Source organism: Streptomyces sp. NPDC046831, from assembly GCF_040645305.1.
Lineage (GTDB): Bacteria > Actinomycetota > Actinomycetes > Streptomycetales > Streptomycetaceae > Streptomyces.
This window is the reverse complement of the sequence record NZ_JBEYXZ010000015.1, coordinates 124,228-145,486: the sequence shown is the minus strand read 5'-3', so window position 1 is coordinate 145,486 and position 21,259 is coordinate 124,228. Positions and strand designations below refer to the sequence as shown.

Genomic DNA, 21,259 nt, shown 5'->3' with positions numbered 1-21,259 from the left:
CGCGGAACATGAAGTACGTACGGAACTGCTCCCACGGCGCCGCGAGGTCACCCTCGTCGTCGACGACGTACTTGAGCTCCATCTGGTCCAGGAGCGCGTCGGCAGGGCCCCCACCGGGCTCCTGAGGCGGTTGTCCGCCTGTGCTCACACCACGTGGCCGGCGCCGCCGAGCGGTGCCGACGCGATCCGGGGCGGGGAGGGAACCTCCACGGGCTCGGTCTCCGGGCGGTCGTGGCAGGTGAAGCCGAGGCGCGCCATGGCCCGGGTGACTTCGCCGGCGGTGAAGTCACGGCGGTCCTGCCGTGTGATCACCTGGCCCACCTGCTTGACGGGGTAGCGGCGCCGGCCGATGGTCACGGACTCACCCGTGATGAGCTCGGGCTTGACGCCCTTCATGGCGGCGAGCACTCCGCTCTGGGTCAGGTCGAACGGATAGCGGGCGATGACACAGCGCATGATGCCTCACAGGGGAGATCTGACAGGGGGAAGGGGAAACGGGCTGTGCGGGGCGTGGCGGATCAGCGGCAGGGGGCGGGTACGCCCGGGACCCGGCTGTACTCACCGGTGTCGCCGGGGCGCGCGCCCGGCGTGGGCAGCGGTCCCTGCGGAACGTCCCGCAGACGGATCCGGTCCGTGTACGTGGAACTGCCGCGGAGGGCGGCGAGCCGGGCCAGGGTGATCAGGCCCGTGCTCTGGTCGTCCCCGTCGCACAGGGTCAGGTACTCGACCCGGGCCCCCGCCATGACGGCCAGAGCCACCTCGACGGTCATGTCGTCACAGACCCGAGGTCCGTACGCTTCGCTGTCGTCGACCATGGTGGTGGGGGCGGTGTCCGCCATGCGGTGCCGCGTCTGAACCGAAGTCAAGGGTGTCTCCCGTGATAGGGGCTGGGCGGTTGGGCGACCCGGCTGCCCCAGGGCCACCACCGCGGTTCGGGCGCGGCACCAGGGGCTGTCCGGCGGATGAAGTCGCAGGAAACCGGCGGCACCCTGCAGCCCAGGTGGGCGTGTCGGACCCCACCGTCTCCGGCTGATCCGCCGGACGGCCCCCGGCCTACTAGGCAGCCGAATCGACGCCGGACCGCGGCTGCGCCCTACGGCGCACCCCTGCGCCGGCGGGCCGGCCCTGGCCGGTGAGGCCCCGGCGGGACCGGGACGGCGACGCCGCGCGGCGCGGGCGTTCCCCGGCCGGTGCGGCGGTGATGACGACCGGGAGACCGGACGGGGTCCGAGCGCCGGTGATGCGGCTCAGTTCCGCCTCGCCCGACCGGACCGGGGTGATGCGCGGGGTGATGCCGGCCGAAGCCATCAGCCGGCTCATGTCGCGCCGCTGGTGCGGCAGGACGAGGGTGACGACGGTGCCGGACTCGCCGGCGCGGGCGGTGCGGCCCCCGCGGTGCAGGTAGTCCTTGTGGTCGGCGGGCGGGTCGACGTTGACGACGAGGTCGAGGTTGTCGACGTGGATGCCCCGGGCGGCGACGTTGGTGGCGACCAGGACCGTGACGTGGCCGTCCTTGAACTGCGTGAGGGTCCGCGTGCGCTGCGACTGGGACCTTCCGCCGTGCAGGGCGGCGGCGCGGACACCGCTGCCGAGCAGGTGCTTGGTCAGCCGGTCCACCGCGTGCTTGGTGTCCAGGAACATGATCACCCTGCCGTCCCGCGCCGCGATCTCGGTCGTCGTTCGGTGCTTGTCCGCGTCCTGCACTTCGAGTACGTGGTGCTCCATCGTGGTCACCGCACCGGCGGACGGGTCGACGGAGTGGACCACCGGGTCGACCAGGTAGCGGCGGACCAGCCGGTCGACGTTGCGGTCCAGGGTGGCCGAGAAGAGCATCCGCTGGCCGTCGGGGCGCACCTGGTCGAGCAGGGCGGTGACCTGGGGCATGAAGCCCATGTCGGTCATCTGGTCGGCCTCGTCCAGGACGGTGACGGCGACATCCCCCAGTCGGCAGTCGCCCCGGTCGATGAGGTCCTTCAGCCGCCCCGGTGTGGCGACGACGACCTCGGCGCCGGTCCGCAGCGCACCCGCCTGCCTGCCGATCGACATTCCGCCGACCACGGTGGCGAGCCGCAGGCGCAGCGCGCGGGCGTACGGGGCGAGCGCATCGGTGACCTGCTGGGCGAGTTCACGGGTGGGGACGAGGACGAGGGCCAGCGGCTGCCGCGGTTCGGCCCGCCGGCCCGCCGTACGGGCCAGCAGCGCCAGGCCGAAGGCGAGGGTCTTGCCCGAACCGGTGCGGCCACGGCCGAGTACGTCACGGCCGGCCAGGGAGTTCGGCAGGGTCGCCGCCTGGATGGGGAACGGTACGGTCACCCCTTCCTGACCGAGTACGGCCAGCAACCGCGCCGGCAGGGCGAGTTCGGCGAACGACTCGACGGCCGGCAGCGCGGGCGTGATCGTCTTCGGCAGCGCGAACTCCGCCTGCGCGGCCTGCCGGTTTCCGCGACCGTTGGAACGGCGCGGAGCGGCGGAGCGGCCGGAGGCAGCGCTTCCTGCGAAGCGGCCGTAGGTGCGGGTTGTGCGGGAGCGATTCATGCGGGACCTTCCTCGATGCAGGCACGTATCAAGGAATTTCCGCAGCGCAGTGAAGGCGCAGAGAATTGCGAGAACGAGCCGGAAATACAGGGCTGAGTTGCCCTGGAAAGAAGCGAGCTGGAGCCCGCACCCCGAGGTGCGGGCTCCAGCTGCGAAGTGTGCGGCAGTGCCGGCGTCAGACGGTCACGATGTTCTCGGCCGTCGGGCCCTTCTGCCCCTGCGCGATGTCGAACGACACCTTCTGGCCTTCCAGCAGCTCACGGAAGCCCTGCGCGGCGATGTTCGAGTAGTGGGCGAAGACGTCGGGGCCGCCGCCGTCCTGCTCGATGAAGCCGAAGCCCTTTTCGGCGTTGAACCACTTGACGGTGCCAGTAGCCATTTTGTTTCTCCTTCGGAGACGGTGCCAGGAATACGCCCTGTGCGGATTCCGTGTCGCCGTGATGATCAGCCGTCGGAAAAATCTTCTGGCAACCACACCTGCAACTGACTTCGACAGTAGCACGTTGTGACCGACGCTGTGCGGTGAATAATGCGACCGTCGTCTGCGGCAACGGGAATATTCCTTGTGAGCCGCTTCGATTTCTCACTCGGCAAAGGCAGATATTGCTCTCCCGGGCCACAGTGTTGTCGTCGGGCGCTTCCGGTCACAGGCCTGTGACCTCCCTCGACGCGTGTGCGAGGCTGCCGTCGCCACGGGCGGCCGAGATGCCGACGAACGCGCCGGGACTGCGGAATCGAGACGAAGGCCACATGGCGATTCGGACGGTCCCGGACGCCCGGCACCCTCGGACAGGCACCCGGATCGCCCTGCTTGCTTAAGCCGGCCTTAAACGCTCATTAAGTGATCAGGCCGCGCCCTTAGGGCTCCGAGTCATCGCAGGTCAGAGCCAGTTGAAACGCGAACCGGGCAATTGGCCGCACCGTCGGCCGTCCGTAGCATCGGGCTCCCCCCACGACCCACCCCCCACCCCCCCACGACCCACCCCACCCCCCACGGAACTTCCCCACAGACAAGGTGTGTTCAGTCATGGCCGCTCACCGCGCACGCCGGTGGTCACTCGGCGGGCTAGTCCTGCTGGTCTCCGCCGCGGTCGCCGCCGCCTTCGCCCTCATCACGACGGGACCGTCTGCCCACCGGGCCGACGCCGCCACCACCGCTCTGACCTGGTCCGACGAGTTCAACGGCGCGGCCGGCAGCGCCCCGGACGCCGGCAAGTGGACGCTGGAGACCGGCGGCTCCGGCAACGGCAACCACGAACTGCAGTACTACCGCAACAGCACGGACAACGCCGCCCTCGACGGCAACGGCAACCTCGTCATCACCGCCCGCAAGAACACCGACACGGGCCTCCAGTGCTGGTACGGCACCTGCCAGTACACCTCCGCGCGCCTCAACACCGCCAGGACCTTCACCCAGGCCTACGGCCACTTCGAGGCGCGCATCAAGGTCCCCCGCGGTCAGGGCATGTGGCCCGCGTTCTGGATGCTCGGCAACGACCTGGGCACGGCCCAGTGGCCCAACAGCGGCGAGATCGACATCATGGAGAACGTCGGTTACGAACCGGGCACCGTCCACGGCACCATCCACGGCCCCGGCTACTCCGGCAGCGGCGGCATCGGCGCCCCGTACGCGCTCCCGGGCGGCGCGGCCTTCGCCGACGGCTTCCACGTCTTCGCGGTCGACTGGAGCCCCCAGTCGATCACCTGGTCCGTCGACGGCACCGCCTACCAGACCCGCACCCCGGCCGACGTCCACGGCAACAAGTGGGTCTACGACCACCCGTTCTTCCTCATCCTCAACCTCGCCGTCGGCGGCGACTGGCCGGGCAGCCCGAACGCCGCCACCGCGTTCCCGCAGACGATGACCATCGACTACGTGCGCGTCTCCGCCTCCGGCGGCTCCTCCGGCGGCAACTCCGGGGGCGGCACCACCCGGACCGGTGCCCTCAAGGGCATCGGCGGCATGTGCGTCGACGTCGCCGGCGCCTCCACCGCGGACGAGACCCCGATCCAGCTGCACGACTGCACCGGCGTGGACGCGCAGAAGTGGACCCTGGGCGGCGACGGCACCGTCCGCGCCCTCGGCAAGTGCCTCGACGTCCGCGCCGCCTCCACCGCTGACGGGGCGCCCGTGCAGCTCTACACCTGCAACGGCACCAAGGCCCAGCAGTGGACCTACACCTCCGCCCACGACCTGACCAACGTCGGCGCGGACAAGTGCCTGAGCACCCAGGGCAACTCCGCCGCCGACGGCACCCGCCTCCAGATCTGGACGTGCACCGGCGCCGCCAACCAGAAGTGGACGATCGCCTGACCCCACCCCCCACCAACCCGAACGCCCCCCGGCTCGACTCCCGAGCCGGGGGGCGTCCGGCGCCCGACCGGTCGTCGCGACCGGGGTCCAGCACTCAGACGTGGACCCGTGGATGCCGACGGCCTGACCGTCCTTCGCGACGATGCCGGCTTTCGCGCCATCGGCTCGGCAGGCGTCCCACCTGACCGAGCACGGCGTCCACGAAGTCCTCCGAGGCGTCTTACCGCCCCACAGGGTGTGGACGGGGCGGTGCGAACATGCCGCTTGCGATCACCTCAGCCGCGGAGCGAGCGGGCTGCCGGGCTGTCGCCCGTGAAGCGCTGGCCCATGGCGATCTCGTCGCCCACCACCGACCAGACGGTCTCGTCGTCCTGGAAGGGCAGCGGGTCGACGCTGCTCGTCTCCTCGCGGATGCGGTCGACCTCGCCGTCCAGCCGCTCGAACTCGGCTTCCTCGTCGTCGCCGCTGAAGACGAACTCCTCGAGCAGGCGCTGGAACCGGACGGTGACCTGGACCAGGGAGGAGGCGTCCGTGTGGAGTTCCTGCACGGTCTCCTCGTCCGGGTCGAAGGCGTACACCTTGCCGGACACGGGGTCGAGGGCGAGGTGCGCGTTGAGCAGCCAGCCGATCACGGGCCAGTCGCCCGCGCCCTCCGCGGCGTCCTCGAAGTCCTCGATGTGGACGACTTCGTGGACGAGGGCCAGCAGGCCGTCCGACGCGTCGGGCTCACGCAGCGTGAGCGTCCCGGTGGGGGCGCCGACGGTCTGGAGGAGGCGGGCGCCCTCGGTGTCCGCGGCGGCGGGCGGGAAGGCGGCGGCGGGGATGGTCGCGATCCGGTCCTCGCCGAAGATGTCGACGAGTTCGCTTCGGGTGACGTCGAAAAGCACTGCCGGAACTCCGAACTCGGCGGCGCTGGGGTCGCCGTGAAACTTCCAGTGGACGGATTACGGAACGAACTTGTTGTCCGAGGGTGAGAGGTTCATCAATGTATCAGTGCGTCCGCCGGCGACCCCGTGCTTGTCCCACTGGTCCTCCAGCCACTGGACGTAGGCGCGGTGCTCCCGGTCCTTCTTGTACTTGGTGAGCTCTTTGCCGTCCGGCCCCTTCTCGGACTGGTCGTACTTCGCGCTGTGGCTGACCTCGAGGTGGTCGGGGAATTCCCGCGCGAGATATTTGTCGCACTTGGGATTCTTCTGGCAGGGCTCTCGTTCCGTGTAGAGATGGCTGACGTTGCCCTCGTGGCCCTTCTTTATCAGCGGGTGCCCGATGGAGCGCTCGGAGTGCGCCTTACCGCTGGCGCCGACCAGGATGAACCGGTTCCCGTTGCCGTCGTCGTACAGCGCCGAGGCGTAGTTGCCGCCGGTGACGTAGGTGCCGGGGCGTTCGGTGCGGTTGGCGTAGCGGCCGAGCTGGGTGGCGCGGGCCAGCTCGGTGGAGCCGGGCGCGACCTTCTTGGAGTCGACCGTCGCACCCTTGCCGGGCTTGTCCTTGCGCTGCTTCTCGTCCTTGTGGTTCCACGGGTACCAGGCCGTGTCGCCGAGGACGTTCTTCACGCCGGAGGAGTCGTTGTGAGGGACGGGACTGGTGGTCCCGTCGTGGTGCAGCTGGCGTATCGAACCGTCGTCGCTGAGCAGGTACATGGGCGTGTCGCCGTCCCGCTTGGCCTTCTTGACGTCGACCTTGTCGGCCTCGTCGCCGACGTCGCGGTCCTTGCGCTTCTGATGCCGGGAGGCCGCCTTCACACGGTCCGGGATGGTGTCGGTGACGTGGTCGCTGACCTTCTTGACGGCCTTCTCCATGCCGTCGATGGCGCCCTCGAGGATGGCGTCGAAGGGCTGGGTGAAAGTGTCCTTGCCCTTGGTCCTGCCGAAGGCGTGCTTCGACTTGCCGAGATGGATCCCGGACTGGCCGCCCATGTCGCTGCCGTGGCGGGAGACCTTGCCGGCGCCGTCCTCGAACTCGACGTGGTCGATGACCGTCTTCTTGCCCCCGCTGCCGGAGCCGCCGCTGTCCCCGCTGTCGCCCGCGGAGGCCAGCTTCATGCCGCCCGGCTTGTCACCGGGGTTGAAGGCCCCCTCGGCGAGGTCGAGGACCATGTCCGAGACGAGTTCCTGAAGTTTGCCGGTGACGGGCTCGGTGACCTTCGCGACGAGCGCGTCGACGATCTGGTCGACCGCCTCGTCGACGAGCCGCTTCACGATGGTGCGCATCAGCGCGATCTCACCGCCGGCGACCGCGGCGGAGACGCCCAGGGTCACGGGCGCAGCGGCGAGTTCGGCGACGATGGTGCCGGCGAGGACACCGAGTTCGACGCCCGCCTTGACCTTCATACCGCGGATGATCTGGCCGACGGCGTCACAGGCGTCCGCGAACAGCCGTGCCACCTCGGGTATTTTCTCCAGGTGCCGGGTCTTCACGTGCGACCAGTGCTTCTGCATCGACTCCACGGCCCAGCCCTCGGAGGAGCCGAGGATGCGGGTCACGGCCTTGTCCGCGTCGCCGCCGTGACCCTCGAACTTCTCGGCGAAGTCCCGCATGGACGTGGCCATCTCGAAGTAGTCGTCCTCGTCGACGTTGGGCCAGCTGACCCCGATGAGGTCGAGTGCCTCGTCGATGATGCTCGGCAGTACCAGACCCATGGCCGCGCGCTCCGTCCCCCGTCGACTACCGCCTCTCCTGCCTTCCAGTCAACGGGGCGATTGTCAGGTGCACAAGAGAAAACCCGGACGGGTCACGGTTCTGTGACAGGAGCCCCATCCGGCCGTGATGGCACGGCAGTTGGCACAGCGCGCAGGACTCGCGGAGCACAACGGAGGACGGCTGTCAGACGCGTCGCCCGTGGCGGTCCGGCGCGCCCCCAAGTGGCCGGTGCCACGGGGGCGTCCGCCGTTCACCGCGTGGCAGCGTCACCGCACCCGCATGCGTACGAGCGCCTCGTCCGTCCCCACCACCAGGTCCCCCTCCGCCGTGAAGGCGAGCGCGTGGGCCTGGCTGCCGGGATGGAAGGTGCGCAACCGGTCGTCGTCCAGGGCCCGGTGTTCGACGAGGCCGTCGGCCCAGGCGATCGCGAGGACGAGCCCGCCCCCGGCCGTCGCCACCGCCACCGCGTTGACGGCGCAGTTGCGGGCCGCCACCGGCTCGGGCATGGGGTCGGTGTGCGGGGCCCATGCGCGTACGGTGCCGTCGGCGCCGCCCGTGTACAGCAGGGTGAGGGTGTCACCCTCCGCGGAGACGGGCAGGGCGGTCCCGGCGACCGCGGTGACGCGCCCCCGGTGCAGGGCGGCGGTGCGCGGCTCGGCGCCGACGCCCACCACGTGCACCGTTCCGGCGGAGTCACCGAGGACGACACGGTCCCCGGCCCCGGTCAGCGCGGTGGCCGTCTCCCGCCGGGGCTGCGTGTACTCCCTTACGGCGTCGAGAAGTTGCTCCTGCTCGGAGGGGCCGTCGTCGAGGAGGGCGGCGAGCCCCGTGCGTCTCGCGGACTCGGCGGCGCGCTGGGTGTACAGGACGCCGTGCTCGTCGAGGACGCCGACGGTGCCGTCACCGTGCTCGGCGATGGCGCGGACGCCGGGCGCGGAGTGCGGCAGGCGTCCGGCGGGGCGGGCGCTCTCCGCGTCGAGGACGCGCACGGTGCCCTGATGGTCGGCGACGACGAGCTGCCCGGCCAGAGGACCGCTGCCGGCCACCAGGGAGCGGACCGGGCCCGGCCACGGCGGGGTGACGTCGCCCCGCACCCGGTGCCAGACGACGGACCAGGACGCCTCGCGCGCAAGGGAGTCGAGAGCCGCGGGCAGCCGCGGATCACCTGCGTCACCGAGGGCGGCGAGGAGGACCAGCGCGCGTTCGGCGGCCGGCTGCTCGCGGGTCAGGGAGGCCCCGGCCCGCAGCCAGGCGGCGCGCAGTCCGCCATGGCTCTCCTCGGAGCGCTCGTACGCGGTGGTCACGTCCCAGGGGTCGGCGGCGCAGACCGAGGCCGGATCGTCCAGGTCGAACGGCACCTCCGGCTCCGGATCCTGCCCCGCGGGCCCGGCCGGGCCGACGGGGTGGGCCGCGTCCCAGGACGCGCGGCGGGCCTCGTCGGTCCACCGGGGCTCGTCCAGGTCCATGAGGGCGCAGGGCCCGGCGGTGAGCGCCCGCGCCCACTCCGTACCGGAGCGCACCTCGACGAGTACCCGGACGTGCTCCAGGGCGGCGAGGTCCAGGACGAGCTCGGCGAGCGGGCCGGGCTGCTCGGCGGAGTGCAGTTCGGGCAGCGCGACGACGGTGCGGCGCCGGTCGGCGGCGAGCGCGGCCAGCAGGTCGCCCGGGGAGCGGGCGGCGATCGACAACTGCTCGCCGAGCATCCAGGCGGCTGTGGTCGCGGTCAGGCCGGGCAGCGGCACGAACCCGTGGATGCGTCGTTCGCCGACGGTGCCCGGCCGGGTGCCGTGGCCGATCAGCCAGGCGAGGAGCCTCGACTTGCCGCTGCCCTCGGAGCCGGTGATCACGGCGAGGCCGGGGGCGCGGGGGTCGCCGAGCCAGGAGAGCAGGGCGGCCGCGGCGGGCTCCCGCCCGGAGGCGGGCCGGGACCAGCGCGGGGCGGGACCGGCGGTCATGAACCCACCTCCGTTCCCGCGGCACCCGGGCCGCGCGTCACTGCTGAGCCTGCCGGGCCTGCTGCGCGGCGTGCGTGATCAGCTCCTTGAGGCCTTCCTCGCGGGACTCCGCGGTGTCGCCGTAGTCGAAGCTGTGCGTGAACTCGGCGTGCGGGAGGACGGCCTGGAGCCAGGCGGCGCAGTAGTGGCCCGGCATCATGCACGGCTGGAGTTCGCAGTAGACGCGCCGGACCTGCTCGGGCTCCACCCCGGCGGAGGAGAGCCGCTGCCACAGCTGCTCCTCCGGGTGCAGGCGGCCAGGACCGGCCTGCGCGGTGATGATCTGCCTGGCGCCGTCCTCGTCGACGTACTCGAAGGCCGACGAGAAGGGGAAGTTGAGGGTGTGGCGGACGTCGTCGAGCACCCGCGACCACCAGTTCTCCCGGTCGGTGACGGCCTGCGGGTCGATCTGCCGGATCTCGCGGACCAGCGCGGCGAACGCCTCGGCGGCCGCCTGGAGCCCCTCGGAGGCGGCGATCACCGGAAGGGCGCGGTCCAGGGCGGCGGCGCAGTGCGTGAAGGCGGCGACGTCCGAGTTGACGAACAGGGCGGCCTCGCCGCTCCCGAGGAAGACGGCCCGTACGGAGCCGTCGGTGCGGACGCACAGGTGCGCCAGCCGGTCGGTGCCGATGCGCACCCACTCCGCCCAGTCGCCCTGCAGGGCGACGCCGCGGTGTCCGGTGTACATGCCGAGGGTGGGCCCGTCGGTGTCGTCCGCCGCGATGAAGTACGGGCCGACGTGCAGCGGCACACCGACCTGCGCGAGGTGGGCGCGGGCCGCGGCCGGAACGGTCCCGTACGAGGCGGGCACGCTGATGCGGCGCAGCCCCTGGAGGCCGAACTGAGCGACAGCGGGGTCCGAGGGCAGCTCGGGCATCACAGACCTCTCACGGTGACGGACGTACCGGCTCCACCCTAAGCGCAGGCCGGGCGGGGCCGGGGTGCTGTGACGAATCCGAGACGGGCAACAACGGTCGACAGCGGTGCGTGCCACATCTCAATGCTGCAGGCCCCGCGGCGAACGAGGCCACCCTGGCGGCCGGCCTCCTGGTCATGTCCCCGCTGCTGCTGGCCGAACTGGATCACGTCGCCACGCGCGAGCTCGGCAGGGTGGCCGCCCTCGGTGCGGTCGACGACCTCCGGCGCTGGATGAGCCGGGGACGTGTCGTCATGCCGGAGATCACGGAGGACCACCTGGGCGCCGCCCAGTCCGTCCGTGTCCGCTACCGTGCGCTGGACCTCGACCTCGCTGACGCGGTCAACGTGGCGCTTGCTGCCGACTACGACACGGACGCGATCCTCACCCTCGACCGACGTGACGTCCGGGCCGTACGCCCCTTGGGCCGCCACAAGGCGTTTCGGGTGCTCCCTGACGATCTCCCGCTCTGATACAAGATCTGGCAGCCCTGACCGAGCCGGTGCCGTCAGGGCCTGTCAGGCATGGACGAGTTCGGCCGCACCGAAGGAGACGTCGAACCGGTCGCACCAGATGCTGACGCTGCTGAACCGGGCCGGGTCGACGTCCTCGGGCAGGGCGTAGTTCTGGTTGCCCTTGTTGCCCTTGAGCTTGCCGAGGCTGACATGTTCCCCGTCGTCGAAGACGTGCCAGCCTGCCGTCCCTTCCTTCACCGGTGCGTCGGTGAGCCAGAGGTGCAGGTCGGGGCCGTTGCTGGTGTCGAGGTTCTCCAGCCGGACGATGTGGGAGCCGTCGGCCAGCCGTACGAGTTTCACGGTGCCCGATGTCGTGTGCTCGTGGCTGATCAGCTCACCGCTCGCCAGCGTCTGTGGTCCGGCCGGCGTGGCGGGCGTCTGGGAGGGCGCCGCCGCAGGAGGTGCGGAGGTTTCCACCACCTGGGGCAGGGCCTCCTCGACGGCCTCGTCCTGCCACAGCCTCCACGGCTGGAACCAGTACAGCCCGAAGCCTCCTCCGGCGACCGCCACCACCAGTACCGCGATGATCAACGGCCTGGTCAGTACCTTCCACAAGCGCCCCATCCCCGCCTCGCCTTCCGGGAGTCCCTCTGTCCTGCCCCATTCAACGGAAGCGGGCGGCAGTCCCACACCCCGCAGGTGATGACGGAATCCTTACGCCGCACCGTCGCGTTCAGCGGTGCTCGGGGTTGTCCGCCCCCGGCCGGCAGCCGGCGTCCCACTCCGAGCGCTGGTTGCCGTGGGCCGGGATGCCTCCCGCGCGTTTGAGCAGGGCCGCCAGGTGCATCAGGTTCCAGGTCATGAAGGAGGTGTTGCGGTTGGTGAAGTCGTTCTCCGGGCCGCCCGAACCGGGGTCCAGGTACGAGGGACCGGGCCCGGCCGCGCCGATCCAGCCCGCGTCCGCCTGCGGCGGGATGGTGTAGCCCAGGTGCTGCAGGCTGTAGAGGACGTTCATGGCGCAGTGCTTGACACCGTCCTCGTTTCCGGTGATCAGGCAGCCGCCGACCCGCCCGTAGTAGGCGTACTGGCCCTGGGGGTTGAGCAGGCTGGAGCAGCTGTACAGGCGCTCGATGACCTGCTTGGTGACGGAGCTGTTGTCGCCCAGCCAGATGGGCCCGGCCAGCACCAGGATGTCCGCGGCCATCACCCGCTCGTACAGACCCGGCCAGGCGTCGGTGGCGAAGCCGTGCTCGGTCATGTCCGGGTAGACGCCAGGTGCGATGTCCTGGTCGACCGCGCGGACGAGCTCCGTGGTCACCCCCCGCGAGTCCATGATCGCCCGGCTCTTGTCGATGAGCCCCTGGGTGTGGCTGAGGTGAGGGGACGGCTTGAGCGTGCAGTTGATGAAGAGTGCGCGCAGGTCGTCGAAGCGGTAACCGTCCTCGGTGGACGGGGCGGGTGGTACTGCCATGGCGGGCTCCCGGTACGGCGGGCGGACACGTTCGGGAGGCGGCACTGCGCGCCGCCCCGGCGGCAGCGTCTCGCGGGAATCGCGAATTGTCCCGTTTCGACGCACGGCCGCACGGAGCCTCCGGCCGGCAGCTCGTCGTGCGCCCGCCACCCACGTGGTTCACGATGGCCGAGGCCGGCGAGCGCGACCTGCTGCCCGCGATCACGGTGCCGACCCTGCCCTGCCCGGCCCGGACCGGGTACAGACCGCTTCTTCTCGCCGGGGTCTGCGCCTTGTCTTACGGACCCGTGACGTGGTCGGCGCGCTCCTGGGGTGTGGCGAGGTGCCGTCCTACCGTGGGCGCATGCGCGTACTGGTCACCGGCGGTGCCGGGTTCATCGGGTCCCATGTCGTCGAGGCGCTTCAGGCGCGCGGGCACGAGCCCGTCGTCTTCGACGTGCGCGACGCCCCGGAAGCGGACGTGCGCAAGCGGGAGGTCGTGGCCCGCGCCCTGTCCGGTGTGGACGCCGTGTGCCATCAGGCGGCCATGGTCGGGCTCGGCACCGGGTTCGCCGACGCGGCGGAGTACGTCTCGCGCAACGACCTCGGCACCGCCGTACTGCTCACCGCCATGGCGGACGCAGGCGTGCGACGGCTCGTGCTGGCCGGATCGATGGTGGTCTACGGGGAGGGGCGCTACACCTGCGCGCGGCACGGGGTGGTGCGGCCGGGGCCGCGGGCCGTCACCGATCTGGAAGCCGGGCACTTCGAACCGCGCTGTCCGGTGTGCGGGCAGGAGCTGTCGCCGGGGCCGGTCGCCGAGGACGCCCCGGCCGATCCGCGGAACGTATACGCCACGACCAAGCTCGCCCAGGAGCATCTGGCCGCCGCGTGGGCGCGGGCGACGGGCGGGGCGGCGGTGTCGTTGCGCTACCACAACGTGTACGGGCCCAGGATGCCCCGGGACACTCCCTACGCCGGGGTCGCCTCGTTCTTCCGTTCGGCGCTCGCCCGGGGGGAGGCCCCGCGTGTGTTCGAGGACGGCCGGCAGCGGCGGGACTTCGTGCACGTACGGGACGTGGCGGCCGCCAACGCGGTGGCGCTGGAGGCGGATACGGCCGTCGGCGCGCTCACCGTGTACAACACCGGCAGCGGAGAACCGCACACCGTCGGGGAGTTGGCGCGGGCCCTGTCCACCGCCTGCGGCGGCCCCGATCCCGTCGTGACCGGGGAGTACCGCCTCGGGGACGTCCGGCACATCACGGCGGACTCGTCCCGGCTGCGGGGCGAGCTGGGCTGGAAGCCGGAGACCGGGTTCGCGGAGGGGATGCGGGAGTTCGCGGCGGTCCGGCTGCGCGGTGAGTGAGCACTCGCCGGGCCCCCGCTCACGCTGTGGCCGCGGGCAGCGTCACCTCGAAGCGGCAGCCGCCGGGGATGTTGCGTACGGCGGCTCGGCCCCGGTGGGCCTCCACGATCCCGCGGACGATGGCGAGCCCGAGGCCCGCCCCGGCCGGCGGGGTACGTGCGTGCGTGCCGCGCCAGCCCGTGTCGAAGACCCGTGGCAGGTCCTCCTCCGGGATGCCGCCACATCCATCCGTCACCGACAGCACCACCCCCTCGGGAGAGCGTTCGGCGGCGATGGCGACCGTCCCGTCGGCGGGTGTCCGGCGGATCGCGTTCACCAGGAGGTTGCCCAGGACACGGCTCATCTCCTTGCCGTCCACCTCCACCGGGACGGGCTCGATGCGCTCGCCCACCAGTTTCACCCCGTGTTCCCGGGCGAGCGGATCGGCTCCCGCGAGGGCGTCGCCGACCAGGTCGTACAGCGACATCCGGGCGGGGGCGAGGGCGAGGGTGCCGGCGTGGATGCGGGAGAGTTCGAAGAGGTCGCCGACCATGTCGTTGAGGCGTTCGACCTCGGTGCGGATCTGCCTCAGGTAGCGGTCGGGGTCGGCGGCGACCCCGTCCTCCAGCGCCTCGGACATGGCGCGCAGGCCCGCGAGCGGGGTGCGCAGGTCGTGCGAGATCCAGGCGACGAGTTCCCGGCGGGAGGACTCCAGCATGCGTTCACGCTCCCGGGACTCGGCGAGCTTCGCGCTGGTGACCTCCAACTCGCGGCTCAGCGCGGTGAGTTCAGCAGTGGCCGGACCCTCGGGTGCCGTGAAGTCGCCGCCGTCGCCGAAGGAGCGGGCGGCGAGGGTCAGTGCGCGGCTGCGGGCGACCACCCAGCGGCCCAGCAGCAGCGCGGTGGCCAGGGAGACGACGGCCGCCATCGCGACCACCGTCGTGACCACGGTCAGGTCGTGCGCGGACAGGAACATCGCCTGTGCCACGGCCAGTGTGCCCGCGAGCATCGCGGTCACGGCGACGGCGGCCACCACGGCCAGTGCGGTGGTCAGTGAGCGGCGGCGCAGCAGCCACAGTGCTCCCGCGCCGAGCAGCCCGGCGGCGCCGGCACCGAGGAAGGCGAACAGGGCGATGAGGAGGGAGTCGCGCATGCTCACTCCTCACCCTGGCCGGAAGAGCCAGAAAGACGGCAAGGGCCGGAAGGGCCGGCGGGATCGAAGCGGTAGCCCACCCCCCACACCGTCTGGATCAGTCGGGGCCGGGCCGGATCGTCCTCGACCTTGTTGCGCAGCCGTCGGACGTGGACCGTGACGGTCGAAAGGTCGCCGAAGTCCCAGCCCCACACCTCCCGCATCAGGTCCTCGCGGCTGTACGCCCGGCCCGGATGCCGGAGAAAGAACGCGAGCAGGTCGAACTCGCGCAGGGTGAGGGCGAGTTCGGTGCCGTTCTTGGTGGCGCGGCGCGCCGCCGGGTCGGCGGTGAGGCCGGCCGCGTCCAGGGGGCGCTCGCCCGCGGTGGGCCGTGTGCGGCGCAGGACCGACTCCACCCTCAGCACCAGTTCCCTGGGACTGAACGGCTTGGTGACGTAGTCGTCCGCACCCACCTCCAGCCCCAGGACGCGGTCGTCTTCGTCGCCGCGGGCGGTGAGCATGATGACCGGCACGGGGCCGCGGCTGCGCAGTCGGCGGCACACCTCCAGCCCGTCCATGCCGGGCAGCATCAGGTCCAGCACCACCAGGTCCGGCCACTGCACGGTGGCGCCGGCGAGCGCGGTCGGCCCGTCCCCGGCCCGGTTCACGACGTATCCCGCGCGGTCCAGGTAGCTCGAGACGACCTCCGCGACCGTGGGGTCGTCGTCGACAACGAGGACGCGGGCGGCCCGGCCCCCGCGACCGGTTCTGTCGCCACCGACGGATCTGTCCGCCGACGGCTCGTACGGCTGCTGCTGCATACGGCCAGCCTCGCACCGCGCGTGCTCCGAGGTCGCCCTCCGGCCGTCGACAGGCACGGACGTCCGCGTTTCGTAAGGAACCGATGTCCGTTACGTGCGATTCGCGTTCGTAGGGTGAGAGCGTGATGACCTCTTCCGAACCTGTGGACGTCGATGTCGTCCTCCCCTGTCTGAACGAGGCCGAAGCCCTGCCCTGGGTGCTCGACCGCATCCCGTCCGGCTGGCGTGCCGTCGTCGTGGACAACGGATCCACCGACGGCTCGGCCGACATCGCCCGGGAACTCGGCGCCACTGTCGTTCACGAGCCGCGCCGTGGCTTCGGCGCCGCCTGCCATGCGGGGCTGACCGCCGCGACGGCCGCAATCGTGTGTTTCTGTGACTGCGACGCCTCGCTGGACCCGGCCCTGCTCGTGCCGCTCGTGCGCGAGGTGCGGGGCGGCGAGACCGACCTGGTGCTCGGGCGGCGCCGACCGCAGGGCCGGGGCGCCTGGCCCGTACACGCCAGGGCCGGCAACCTCGCGCTCGCGCTGATGCTGCGCCGCCGTACCGGCCTGCGCCTGCACGACCTCGGCCCGCTGCGGGCGGCCCGCCGCGAGGCGTTGCTCGCCCTCGGCCTGACCGACCGGCGCAGCGGCTACCCCCTGCAGATGGTCGTGCGGGCCGCCGACGCGGGCTGGCGCGTCACCGAGCACGACGTCCCCTATCTGCCGCGCGCCGGTGCCTCGAAGGGCACCGGCACCTGGCGCGGCACCTGGCAGGCGGTGTGGGACATGAGCCGCGTCCTGGCAGAGCAGTCCGTCACCCCCGCAGCGACCGCCCAGCAAGCGCGAGAAGGGACCCGCCGATGACCACTGTGCTCGTCATCGCCAAGGAGCCCCGACCGGGACGGGTGAAGACCCGGCTCACCCCGCCGTTCACGCCCGAGGAGGCCGCGGCGCTCGCCGAGGCGGCCCTCGCGGACACCCTGCGAGCGGTGGCCACGGCACCCGCACGGCGCCGGGTCCTCGTCCTCGACGGCGAGACCGGACCCTGGCTGCCACCCGGCTTCGACGTCGTACCGCAGTGCACCGGCGGCCTCGACGAGCGGCTGGCGGCGGCCTTCGCCGGCTGCGACGGTCCGGCCCTGCTGATCGGTATGGACACCCCGCAGGTGACACCGGAGCTGCTCACCGTGGACTTCGACGGGAAGGGGTTCGACGGCTACGGGTGTGACGCCTGCTTCGGTCCGGCCGAGGACGGCGGCTTCTGGGCGCTCGGGCTGGCCGACCCGGATCCTGAGCTGCTGCGCGGGGTCCCGATGTCGACGCCCGCCACCGGCACCGTACAGCGTGAACGGCTCGTCGCCGCGGGCCTGCGCGTGCGCGACCTGCCGTGCCTGCGGGACGTCGACACCGCCGCCGACGCCGAAGCGGTCGCCGCCACGGCGCCCCACGGCTGTTTCGCCGCAGAGCTGTCCCGGCTCCGGCCGGTCGCCCGCCGATGAGCACGGCACACGAGCTGAGAGCGCGCGACACCGCGGAACACGGCTGGTCCGCCGACCCCTACGCCGACGCCCTCCGAGCCGGCCACGGACCGCTCTTCCTTCGCCGCAGCGACGGATGGCTGCTGCCCCTGGACGTGGAGCGGTGGTGCGCGCCCGCCGACGCCGCGGACCTGCGGATCCTGGACCTGTGTGAGGGCGCCGTGCTCGACGTCGGCTGCGGACCGGGACGACTGGTCGCGGAACTCGCCGCCCGTGGCCGGACCGCACTGGGCATCGACATCAGCGAGGCCGCCGTCGCCCACACTCTCGGGCTCGGAGGGCAGGCCCTGCGGCGGTCGGTCTTCGAACCACTGCCCGGCGAGGGCCGGTGGAACACCGTCCTGATCCTGGACGAGAACCTCGGCATCGGCGGCGACCCGCACGCCCTGCTCCGCAGACTGGCTGAACTGCTGCTGCCGGGTGGTCTGTTGATCGCCGAGACGGTACCGGTGGACGTGGACGAGCGCGTCGACGTCCGCATCGTGCCCGGCACCGATGCCCAGGGGACCGCCGGCGCCTGGTTCCCCTGGGCCCGGCTCGGCGCCCCGGCGCTGCTCAGATACGCCCGCCCGCTGGGCTGGCGCACGGTCGATCAGTGGTCGGCAGGTGGCCGCTGCTTCGTCGCCCTGCGCAGCCGCAGCACCAGCAGCAGCGCCGAGCCGCCGAAGAGCACGGCCGTGATCAGCAGCCAGCGGGCGAGGAACCCGTCCCCGGACAGGCCGGTCGCCGAGGGGTAGTGGTCCGCCACCCGGCCGCTGATGAGCGGGAACCACACGAGCAGGAGCAGCCCGGACAGGGCAGCCGGTACCCGGACGTACAGGGCCCGTTCCCGGTGGCCGGCCGCGCCGAGCGACGCCACGAGCGCGCGGTCCGCCATCGCGTACAGCGGCAGCAGCACCAGGTCGTGGAGGAGGGCCGCCCCCACGAACCACAGCGCCACCTGGAACCAGTCGTCCGCCAGCAGCCGCACGCCCGCATAACCGGCCAGCGCCAACGAGCAGGCCAGGAGCGGAAGTTGCAGCCGGCTGCCCACCTTCACACGGATGCGCATCACAGGTCTCCTCAAAAGTCCTCTCACGGCACGTCCTCTCGGAGGTCGCCGAACGTCATCCGGGCCACCCACTTGGTGTTCAGCACGCCGGGAGCGGCGGGCACGATGATCCGGGCCGGGTAGCCGTGGTCGGAGGTCAGCGGCTCACCGTTGACGTCCAGGGCGAGCAGGGAGCGCGGGTCGCGTACCTGGTTGGCGCGCAGGGCCGCTGAGCGGAACGCCCCTCGGCGCTGGAGGGACTCGACCAGGACGTCGGGCGCCGCGTCCGCGTCGTGTCCCACCAAGGCGGCGAGATCCCGCAGCCGTACGCCCCGCCACCACTGGTCGGAGGTCGACCAGCCCTCCACGCAGGCGATGGGCAGCGCCGCACTGTGCAGGGGAAGCGCCAGCAGCTCGGCCCTGCTCAACCGAACGGTCACCGAGCGCCCTGTGACGACCAGCCGCCACGCCTCCTCGCTCGTCTCGGCGGCGCTGATCCCCCGGGACGCGGCCGTCTTGTTGATCTGGAAGCCGCCCGGGCCGCTGCCCGGCCCGGCACCCCCGTGCGGCGCGAGCAGGGCCGTCCGCCGCAGCGGACCGTCGAAGTTCTGCCCCACGGTCGTCCCGAACAGCAGCAGCGAACCACCCCCGACGAACCACAGCGCCCCGCGCCGCGACACGGTGGGCTCCGCGGGCCGCGGGGAGAGCAGCGGGAACTCCGGCTCCACGCCGGCCTCCTCCTGAGGGCCCTTCCCCTCCCGCATGCGACGCAGATTGCGTACGGCAGCCGGTGCCCGCAGCACCACGTGCACCACGAACGCGGCGAAGAACACCCACGCCCCGTAGAAGTGCAGCGAGTAGAAGGAGCCGGGGAAGATGTAGTCCAGCTGGATGTTGAGCACACCGGTGACGAACTCGAAGAGCACGCCGCCGACCAGCAGGAGCAGGGAGATCCGCTCCATGGCGTGGGCGAGGGACCGGGCCGGCGGGAGCGCGAACAGCTTCGGCACCACCGACCACAGCTTGGCCAGCAGGACAGGGATCAGCGTGATGCCCAACGTGACGTGGACGCCCTGGTTGAGCCGGTACAGCCAGTGCGGGTCGGTCGGCCAGGCAAAGAGGTAGAAGCCGAGCAGCCCCTTGTCCGGGGTCTTGTCGTTGACCGGCGACAGGTCGGGGTTGTACGCGGCGTAGGACACCAGCCCCGTCACGAACAGCACGGTGATCCCGCCGAGCAGCACGACACCGAGGACCGAGGTGAACCAGGGACCGCGCAGCGGACTGCGCCAGAAACCGGGGGACGTGGGCGAGGCGGGCGACGGTGACATGGCCCGACCGTAGGCCGGTACGGCAAAGGGCAGGGGCCTTCGACACATGACGAAACGCTGACGTCCGCACGGGCAGCGGCGTCGGCGCGGTCCGTGCGGCCTAGCGTTCCCCTGTGACCCGCGATCGTCTCCGAGACCTGTACGCGACCGTGGCCGCCGCGCTGCTCGTCGTGGCGGCCGTGCTGGTCGGCACCGCGATCCAGCGGGAGCACGGCACCCTGCGCGTGGACTGGCCTCCCCTGCTCGCCGACTGGGGACCTCACGTCGGCCCCGGTACCCCGGCCGCGCTGGTCGTCGCGGCCGCCGTCGTGGCGTACGGCCCGCGCGTGGCCGCCCGGCTGCCGTGGCGCACACTGCTGGGCGCCTCCTGGGGTGCGGCCACGGCGTGGACGTGGTCCCTGGCGCTGATCGACGGCTGGCAGCGCGGGATCGCGGTGCGGCTGACGACCAGGCACGAGTACCTGCAGGTCATCGACCGCTTCCAGGACATCCCCGCAACGCTGCGGGACTTCACCCAGCACATCCTGCTGCAATCCCCCGACCACTGGCCCGCGCATGTGGCGGGCCACCCCCCGGCGGCGCCCCTCACCTTCGTTCTGCTCGACCGGGTCGGGCTCGGCGGCGGGGCATGGGCCGGGACCTGGTGCATCACCATCGGCGCATCGGCGTGCGTGGCGGTGCTGGTCGCCGTGCGGGCGCTCGCGGACGAGGCACTCGCGCGCCGGGCGGCGCCGTTCCTGGTCCTGACGCCGGCGGCGGTGTGGATGGGGACGTCCGCGGACGGCTACTTCGCCGCGGTCGCCGCCTGGGCCGTCGCGTTCCTCGCCCTCGCGGTGACCGGACACCGGCCGCGGCTCACCGGCCTCGCCTCGGGGCTCCTCTTCGGCCTCACCTGCTACCTCTCCTATGGACTCACCCTCTTCGCCGTGATCGCCGGCACCGTCCTGCTGCTGGGCCCACGACGAACCCCACCCCTGCCCTACGTCCTCGCCGGAGTCACCGTCGTCCCGCTCGTCTTCACCCTCGCCGGCTTCGACTGGTGGGAGGCGTACCGACTGCTCGTCGAGCGCTACTACCAGGGGGTCGGCGGCATCCGGCCCTACGGCTACTGGGTGTGGGCCAACCTCGCCTGCACCGTCCTGATCGTGGGCCTGGCAACGGTGGCGGGCCTGCGGCGAACCGGCGCCACGCTCCTTGTGATCCCGGCACAGCTCACGGCACGTCCACCCGTCGACGCCCCCTTGCCCGACCGGACACCCGGCCGTCAGGGCGCCTTCGCAGGTATCCGCTCTGCCCTCCGCCGGCCTGTCCTGCCCCGGGCAGGCACGCACGGCACCACGCCCGACCTCCGCCTAGCCCTGCTCGTCGCCGCCGCGTTCGCTGCTGTGCTCATCGCCGACCTGTCCGGGATGAGCAAGGCGGAGACCGAACGCATCTGGCTGCCGTTCGCCCTGTGGCTCCTGGCGGCATGCGCGTTCCTGACCAGCCCCCGTGCCTGGCTCACCGCCCAGGCCGTCCTCGCCCTGCTCCTCAATCACCTGCTGATGACGGGCTGGTGACGAGAGGCGACAGGTCCCGTCAGCCCCGGTCCGCAGATCTGGTCTCCGGACTTTCTCCGGCCTCACGAGCTCGTCGAGCCCCCGGCCAGGGTCTGCTCCGACTGCCCGTCAATGCGTCACCTTCCGCGATACCGCACGCGGGGCTGCCGGTCAGGGCGGCAGCGCTCGCCCGCCGCCGGATGACCCGCCGGTCACGCGGCACGAAGACCGGCGATCGG

General features: G+C 71.9%; 20 protein-coding genes and 1 pseudogene. 7 read left to right on the top strand and 14 right to left on the bottom strand.

All coding sequences use genetic code 11. From position 1 onward, the window contains the following. The 5 genes and pseudogenes from ABZ920_RS15975 to ABZ920_RS15955 all read right to left on the bottom strand — a co-directional run. A pseudogene (locus ABZ920_RS15975) lies at positions 1–148 on the bottom strand (YbjN domain-containing protein); the annotation flags it as partial. After that, entirely contained in the window at positions 145–456 is a 312-nt protein-coding gene (locus ABZ920_RS15970; protein ID WP_361504225.1) for an SCO5918 family protein, read from the bottom strand. The gene ABZ920_RS15970 and the pseudogene ABZ920_RS15975, both read right to left, overlap by 4 nt. A 62-nt stretch (positions 457–518) precedes the next feature. After that, on the bottom strand, positions 519–839 hold the full coding sequence (locus ABZ920_RS15965) for a CBS domain-containing protein (protein WP_361504242.1): 321 nt from the start codon (positions 837–839) through the stop codon (positions 519–521). Between the two features lie 217 nt (positions 840–1,056). Then, positions 1,057–2,535 (bottom strand): DEAD/DEAH box helicase, encoded by a 1,479-nt coding sequence (locus tag ABZ920_RS15960; RefSeq protein WP_361504223.1) that lies wholly within the window; start codon positions 2,533–2,535, stop codon positions 1,057–1,059. Between the two features lie 175 nt (positions 2,536–2,710). Then, positions 2,711–2,914, bottom strand: coding sequence for a cold-shock protein (locus ABZ920_RS15955; protein ID WP_361504221.1), 204 nt, complete (start codon positions 2,912–2,914; stop codon positions 2,711–2,713). 648 nt (positions 2,915–3,562) lie between these two features. Between ABZ920_RS15955 and ABZ920_RS15950 the strand changes: the two genes are divergently transcribed. After that, the gene (locus ABZ920_RS15950) at positions 3,563–4,849 is read left to right on the top strand and encodes a family 16 glycosylhydrolase (protein WP_361504218.1); all 1,287 of its coding nucleotides are present in this window, start codon (positions 3,563–3,565) and stop codon (positions 4,847–4,849) included. 275 nt (positions 4,850–5,124) lie between these two features. Here the strand turns inward: ABZ920_RS15950 and ABZ920_RS15945 are convergent, their stop codons facing one another. From ABZ920_RS15945 to ABZ920_RS15930, 4 genes are all read right to left on the bottom strand, one after another. Then, complete coding sequence (locus ABZ920_RS15945; protein WP_361504215.1) at positions 5,125–5,736, bottom strand: SUKH-4 family immunity protein; 612 nt, start codon at positions 5,734–5,736, stop codon at positions 5,125–5,127. Between the two features lie 57 nt (positions 5,737–5,793). Continuing rightward, the gene (locus ABZ920_RS15940; protein ID WP_361504212.1) at positions 5,794–7,488 is read right to left on the bottom strand and encodes a nucleic acid/nucleotide deaminase domain-containing protein; all 1,695 of its coding nucleotides are present in this window, start codon (positions 7,486–7,488) and stop codon (positions 5,794–5,796) included. Positions 7,489–7,755: 267 nt separating this feature from the next. Then, positions 7,756–9,444 carry a hypothetical protein gene (locus ABZ920_RS15935; RefSeq protein ID WP_361504210.1) on the bottom strand — a complete coding sequence of 563 codons (1,689 nt, stop codon included), beginning with the start codon at positions 9,442–9,444 and terminating at the stop codon, positions 7,756–7,758. Positions 9,445–9,481: 37 nt separating this feature from the next. Continuing rightward, the gene (locus tag ABZ920_RS15930) at positions 9,482–10,360 is read right to left on the bottom strand and encodes a nucleic acid/nucleotide deaminase domain-containing protein (protein ID WP_361504207.1); all 879 of its coding nucleotides are present in this window, start codon (positions 10,358–10,360) and stop codon (positions 9,482–9,484) included. A gap of 110 nt (positions 10,361–10,470) precedes the next feature. Here ABZ920_RS15930 and ABZ920_RS15925 point away from each other — a divergent pair, with 110 nt between their 5' ends. Then, positions 10,471–10,872 (top strand): PIN domain-containing protein, encoded by a 402-nt coding sequence (locus ABZ920_RS15925; RefSeq protein WP_361504204.1) that lies wholly within the window; start codon positions 10,471–10,473, stop codon positions 10,870–10,872. A gap of 45 nt (positions 10,873–10,917) precedes the next feature. Here the strand turns inward: ABZ920_RS15925 and ABZ920_RS15920 are convergent, their stop codons facing one another. Further along, the gene (locus tag ABZ920_RS15920; RefSeq protein WP_361504201.1) at positions 10,918–11,478 is read right to left on the bottom strand and encodes a DM13 domain-containing protein; all 561 of its coding nucleotides are present in this window, start codon (positions 11,476–11,478) and stop codon (positions 10,918–10,920) included. Positions 11,479–11,587: 109 nt separating this feature from the next. Beyond that, on the bottom strand, positions 11,588–12,325 hold the full coding sequence (locus tag ABZ920_RS15915; protein WP_361504198.1) for a flavodoxin family protein: 738 nt from the start codon (positions 12,323–12,325) through the stop codon (positions 11,588–11,590). 343 nt (positions 12,326–12,668) lie between these two features. Between ABZ920_RS15915 and ABZ920_RS15910 the strand changes: the two genes are divergently transcribed. Then, on the top strand, positions 12,669–13,670 hold the full coding sequence (locus ABZ920_RS15910) for an NAD-dependent epimerase/dehydratase family protein (protein ID WP_361504195.1): 1,002 nt from the start codon (positions 12,669–12,671) through the stop codon (positions 13,668–13,670). Positions 13,671–13,689: 19 nt separating this feature from the next. Here the strand turns inward: ABZ920_RS15910 and ABZ920_RS15905 are convergent, their stop codons facing one another. Both ABZ920_RS15905 and ABZ920_RS15900 read right to left on the bottom strand, forming a co-directional pair. Beyond that, on the bottom strand, positions 13,690–14,802 hold the full coding sequence (locus tag ABZ920_RS15905; RefSeq protein ID WP_361504192.1) for a HAMP domain-containing sensor histidine kinase: 1,113 nt from the start codon (positions 14,800–14,802) through the stop codon (positions 13,690–13,692). A 2-nt stretch (positions 14,803–14,804) separates the two neighbouring features. Continuing rightward, positions 14,805–15,602: a response regulator transcription factor gene (locus ABZ920_RS15900; protein WP_361504189.1), complete on the bottom strand. Its 798-nt coding sequence runs from the start codon at positions 15,600–15,602 to the stop codon at positions 14,805–14,807. Positions 15,603–15,727: 125 nt separating this feature from the next. Here ABZ920_RS15900 and ABZ920_RS15895 point away from each other — a divergent pair, with 125 nt between their 5' ends. Genes ABZ920_RS15895 through ABZ920_RS15885 form a run of 3 tightly spaced genes read left to right on the top strand, consistent with a single transcriptional unit; the run spans position 15,728 to position 17,861 of the window. Then, the gene (locus ABZ920_RS15895) at positions 15,728–16,450 is read left to right on the top strand and encodes a glycosyltransferase family 2 protein (protein ID WP_361504186.1); all 723 of its coding nucleotides are present in this window, start codon (positions 15,728–15,730) and stop codon (positions 16,448–16,450) included. Further along, positions 16,447–17,085, top strand: coding sequence for a DUF2064 domain-containing protein (locus tag ABZ920_RS15890; protein WP_361504184.1), 639 nt, complete (start codon positions 16,447–16,449; stop codon positions 17,083–17,085). Before ABZ920_RS15895 ends, ABZ920_RS15890 begins: the two co-directional genes overlap by 4 nt. Then, positions 17,082–17,861 (top strand): methyltransferase domain-containing protein, encoded by a 780-nt coding sequence (locus ABZ920_RS15885; protein ID WP_361504181.1) that lies wholly within the window; start codon positions 17,082–17,084, stop codon positions 17,859–17,861. The genes ABZ920_RS15890 and ABZ920_RS15885 overlap by 4 nt, the downstream gene beginning before the upstream one ends. Before the next feature lie 337 nt (positions 17,862–18,198). Here ABZ920_RS15885 and ABZ920_RS15880 read toward each other — a convergent pair whose 3' ends face one another. After that, the gene (locus ABZ920_RS15880) at positions 18,199–19,482 is read right to left on the bottom strand and encodes a molybdopterin-dependent oxidoreductase (RefSeq protein WP_361504178.1); all 1,284 of its coding nucleotides are present in this window, start codon (positions 19,480–19,482) and stop codon (positions 18,199–18,201) included. A gap of 113 nt (positions 19,483–19,595) precedes the next feature. Here ABZ920_RS15880 and ABZ920_RS15875 point away from each other — a divergent pair, with 113 nt between their 5' ends. After that, the gene (locus ABZ920_RS15875) at positions 19,596–21,041 is read left to right on the top strand and encodes a hypothetical protein (RefSeq protein ID WP_361504176.1); all 1,446 of its coding nucleotides are present in this window, start codon (positions 19,596–19,598) and stop codon (positions 21,039–21,041) included. The last annotated feature ends 218 nt before the right edge of the window (positions 21,042–21,259 follow it).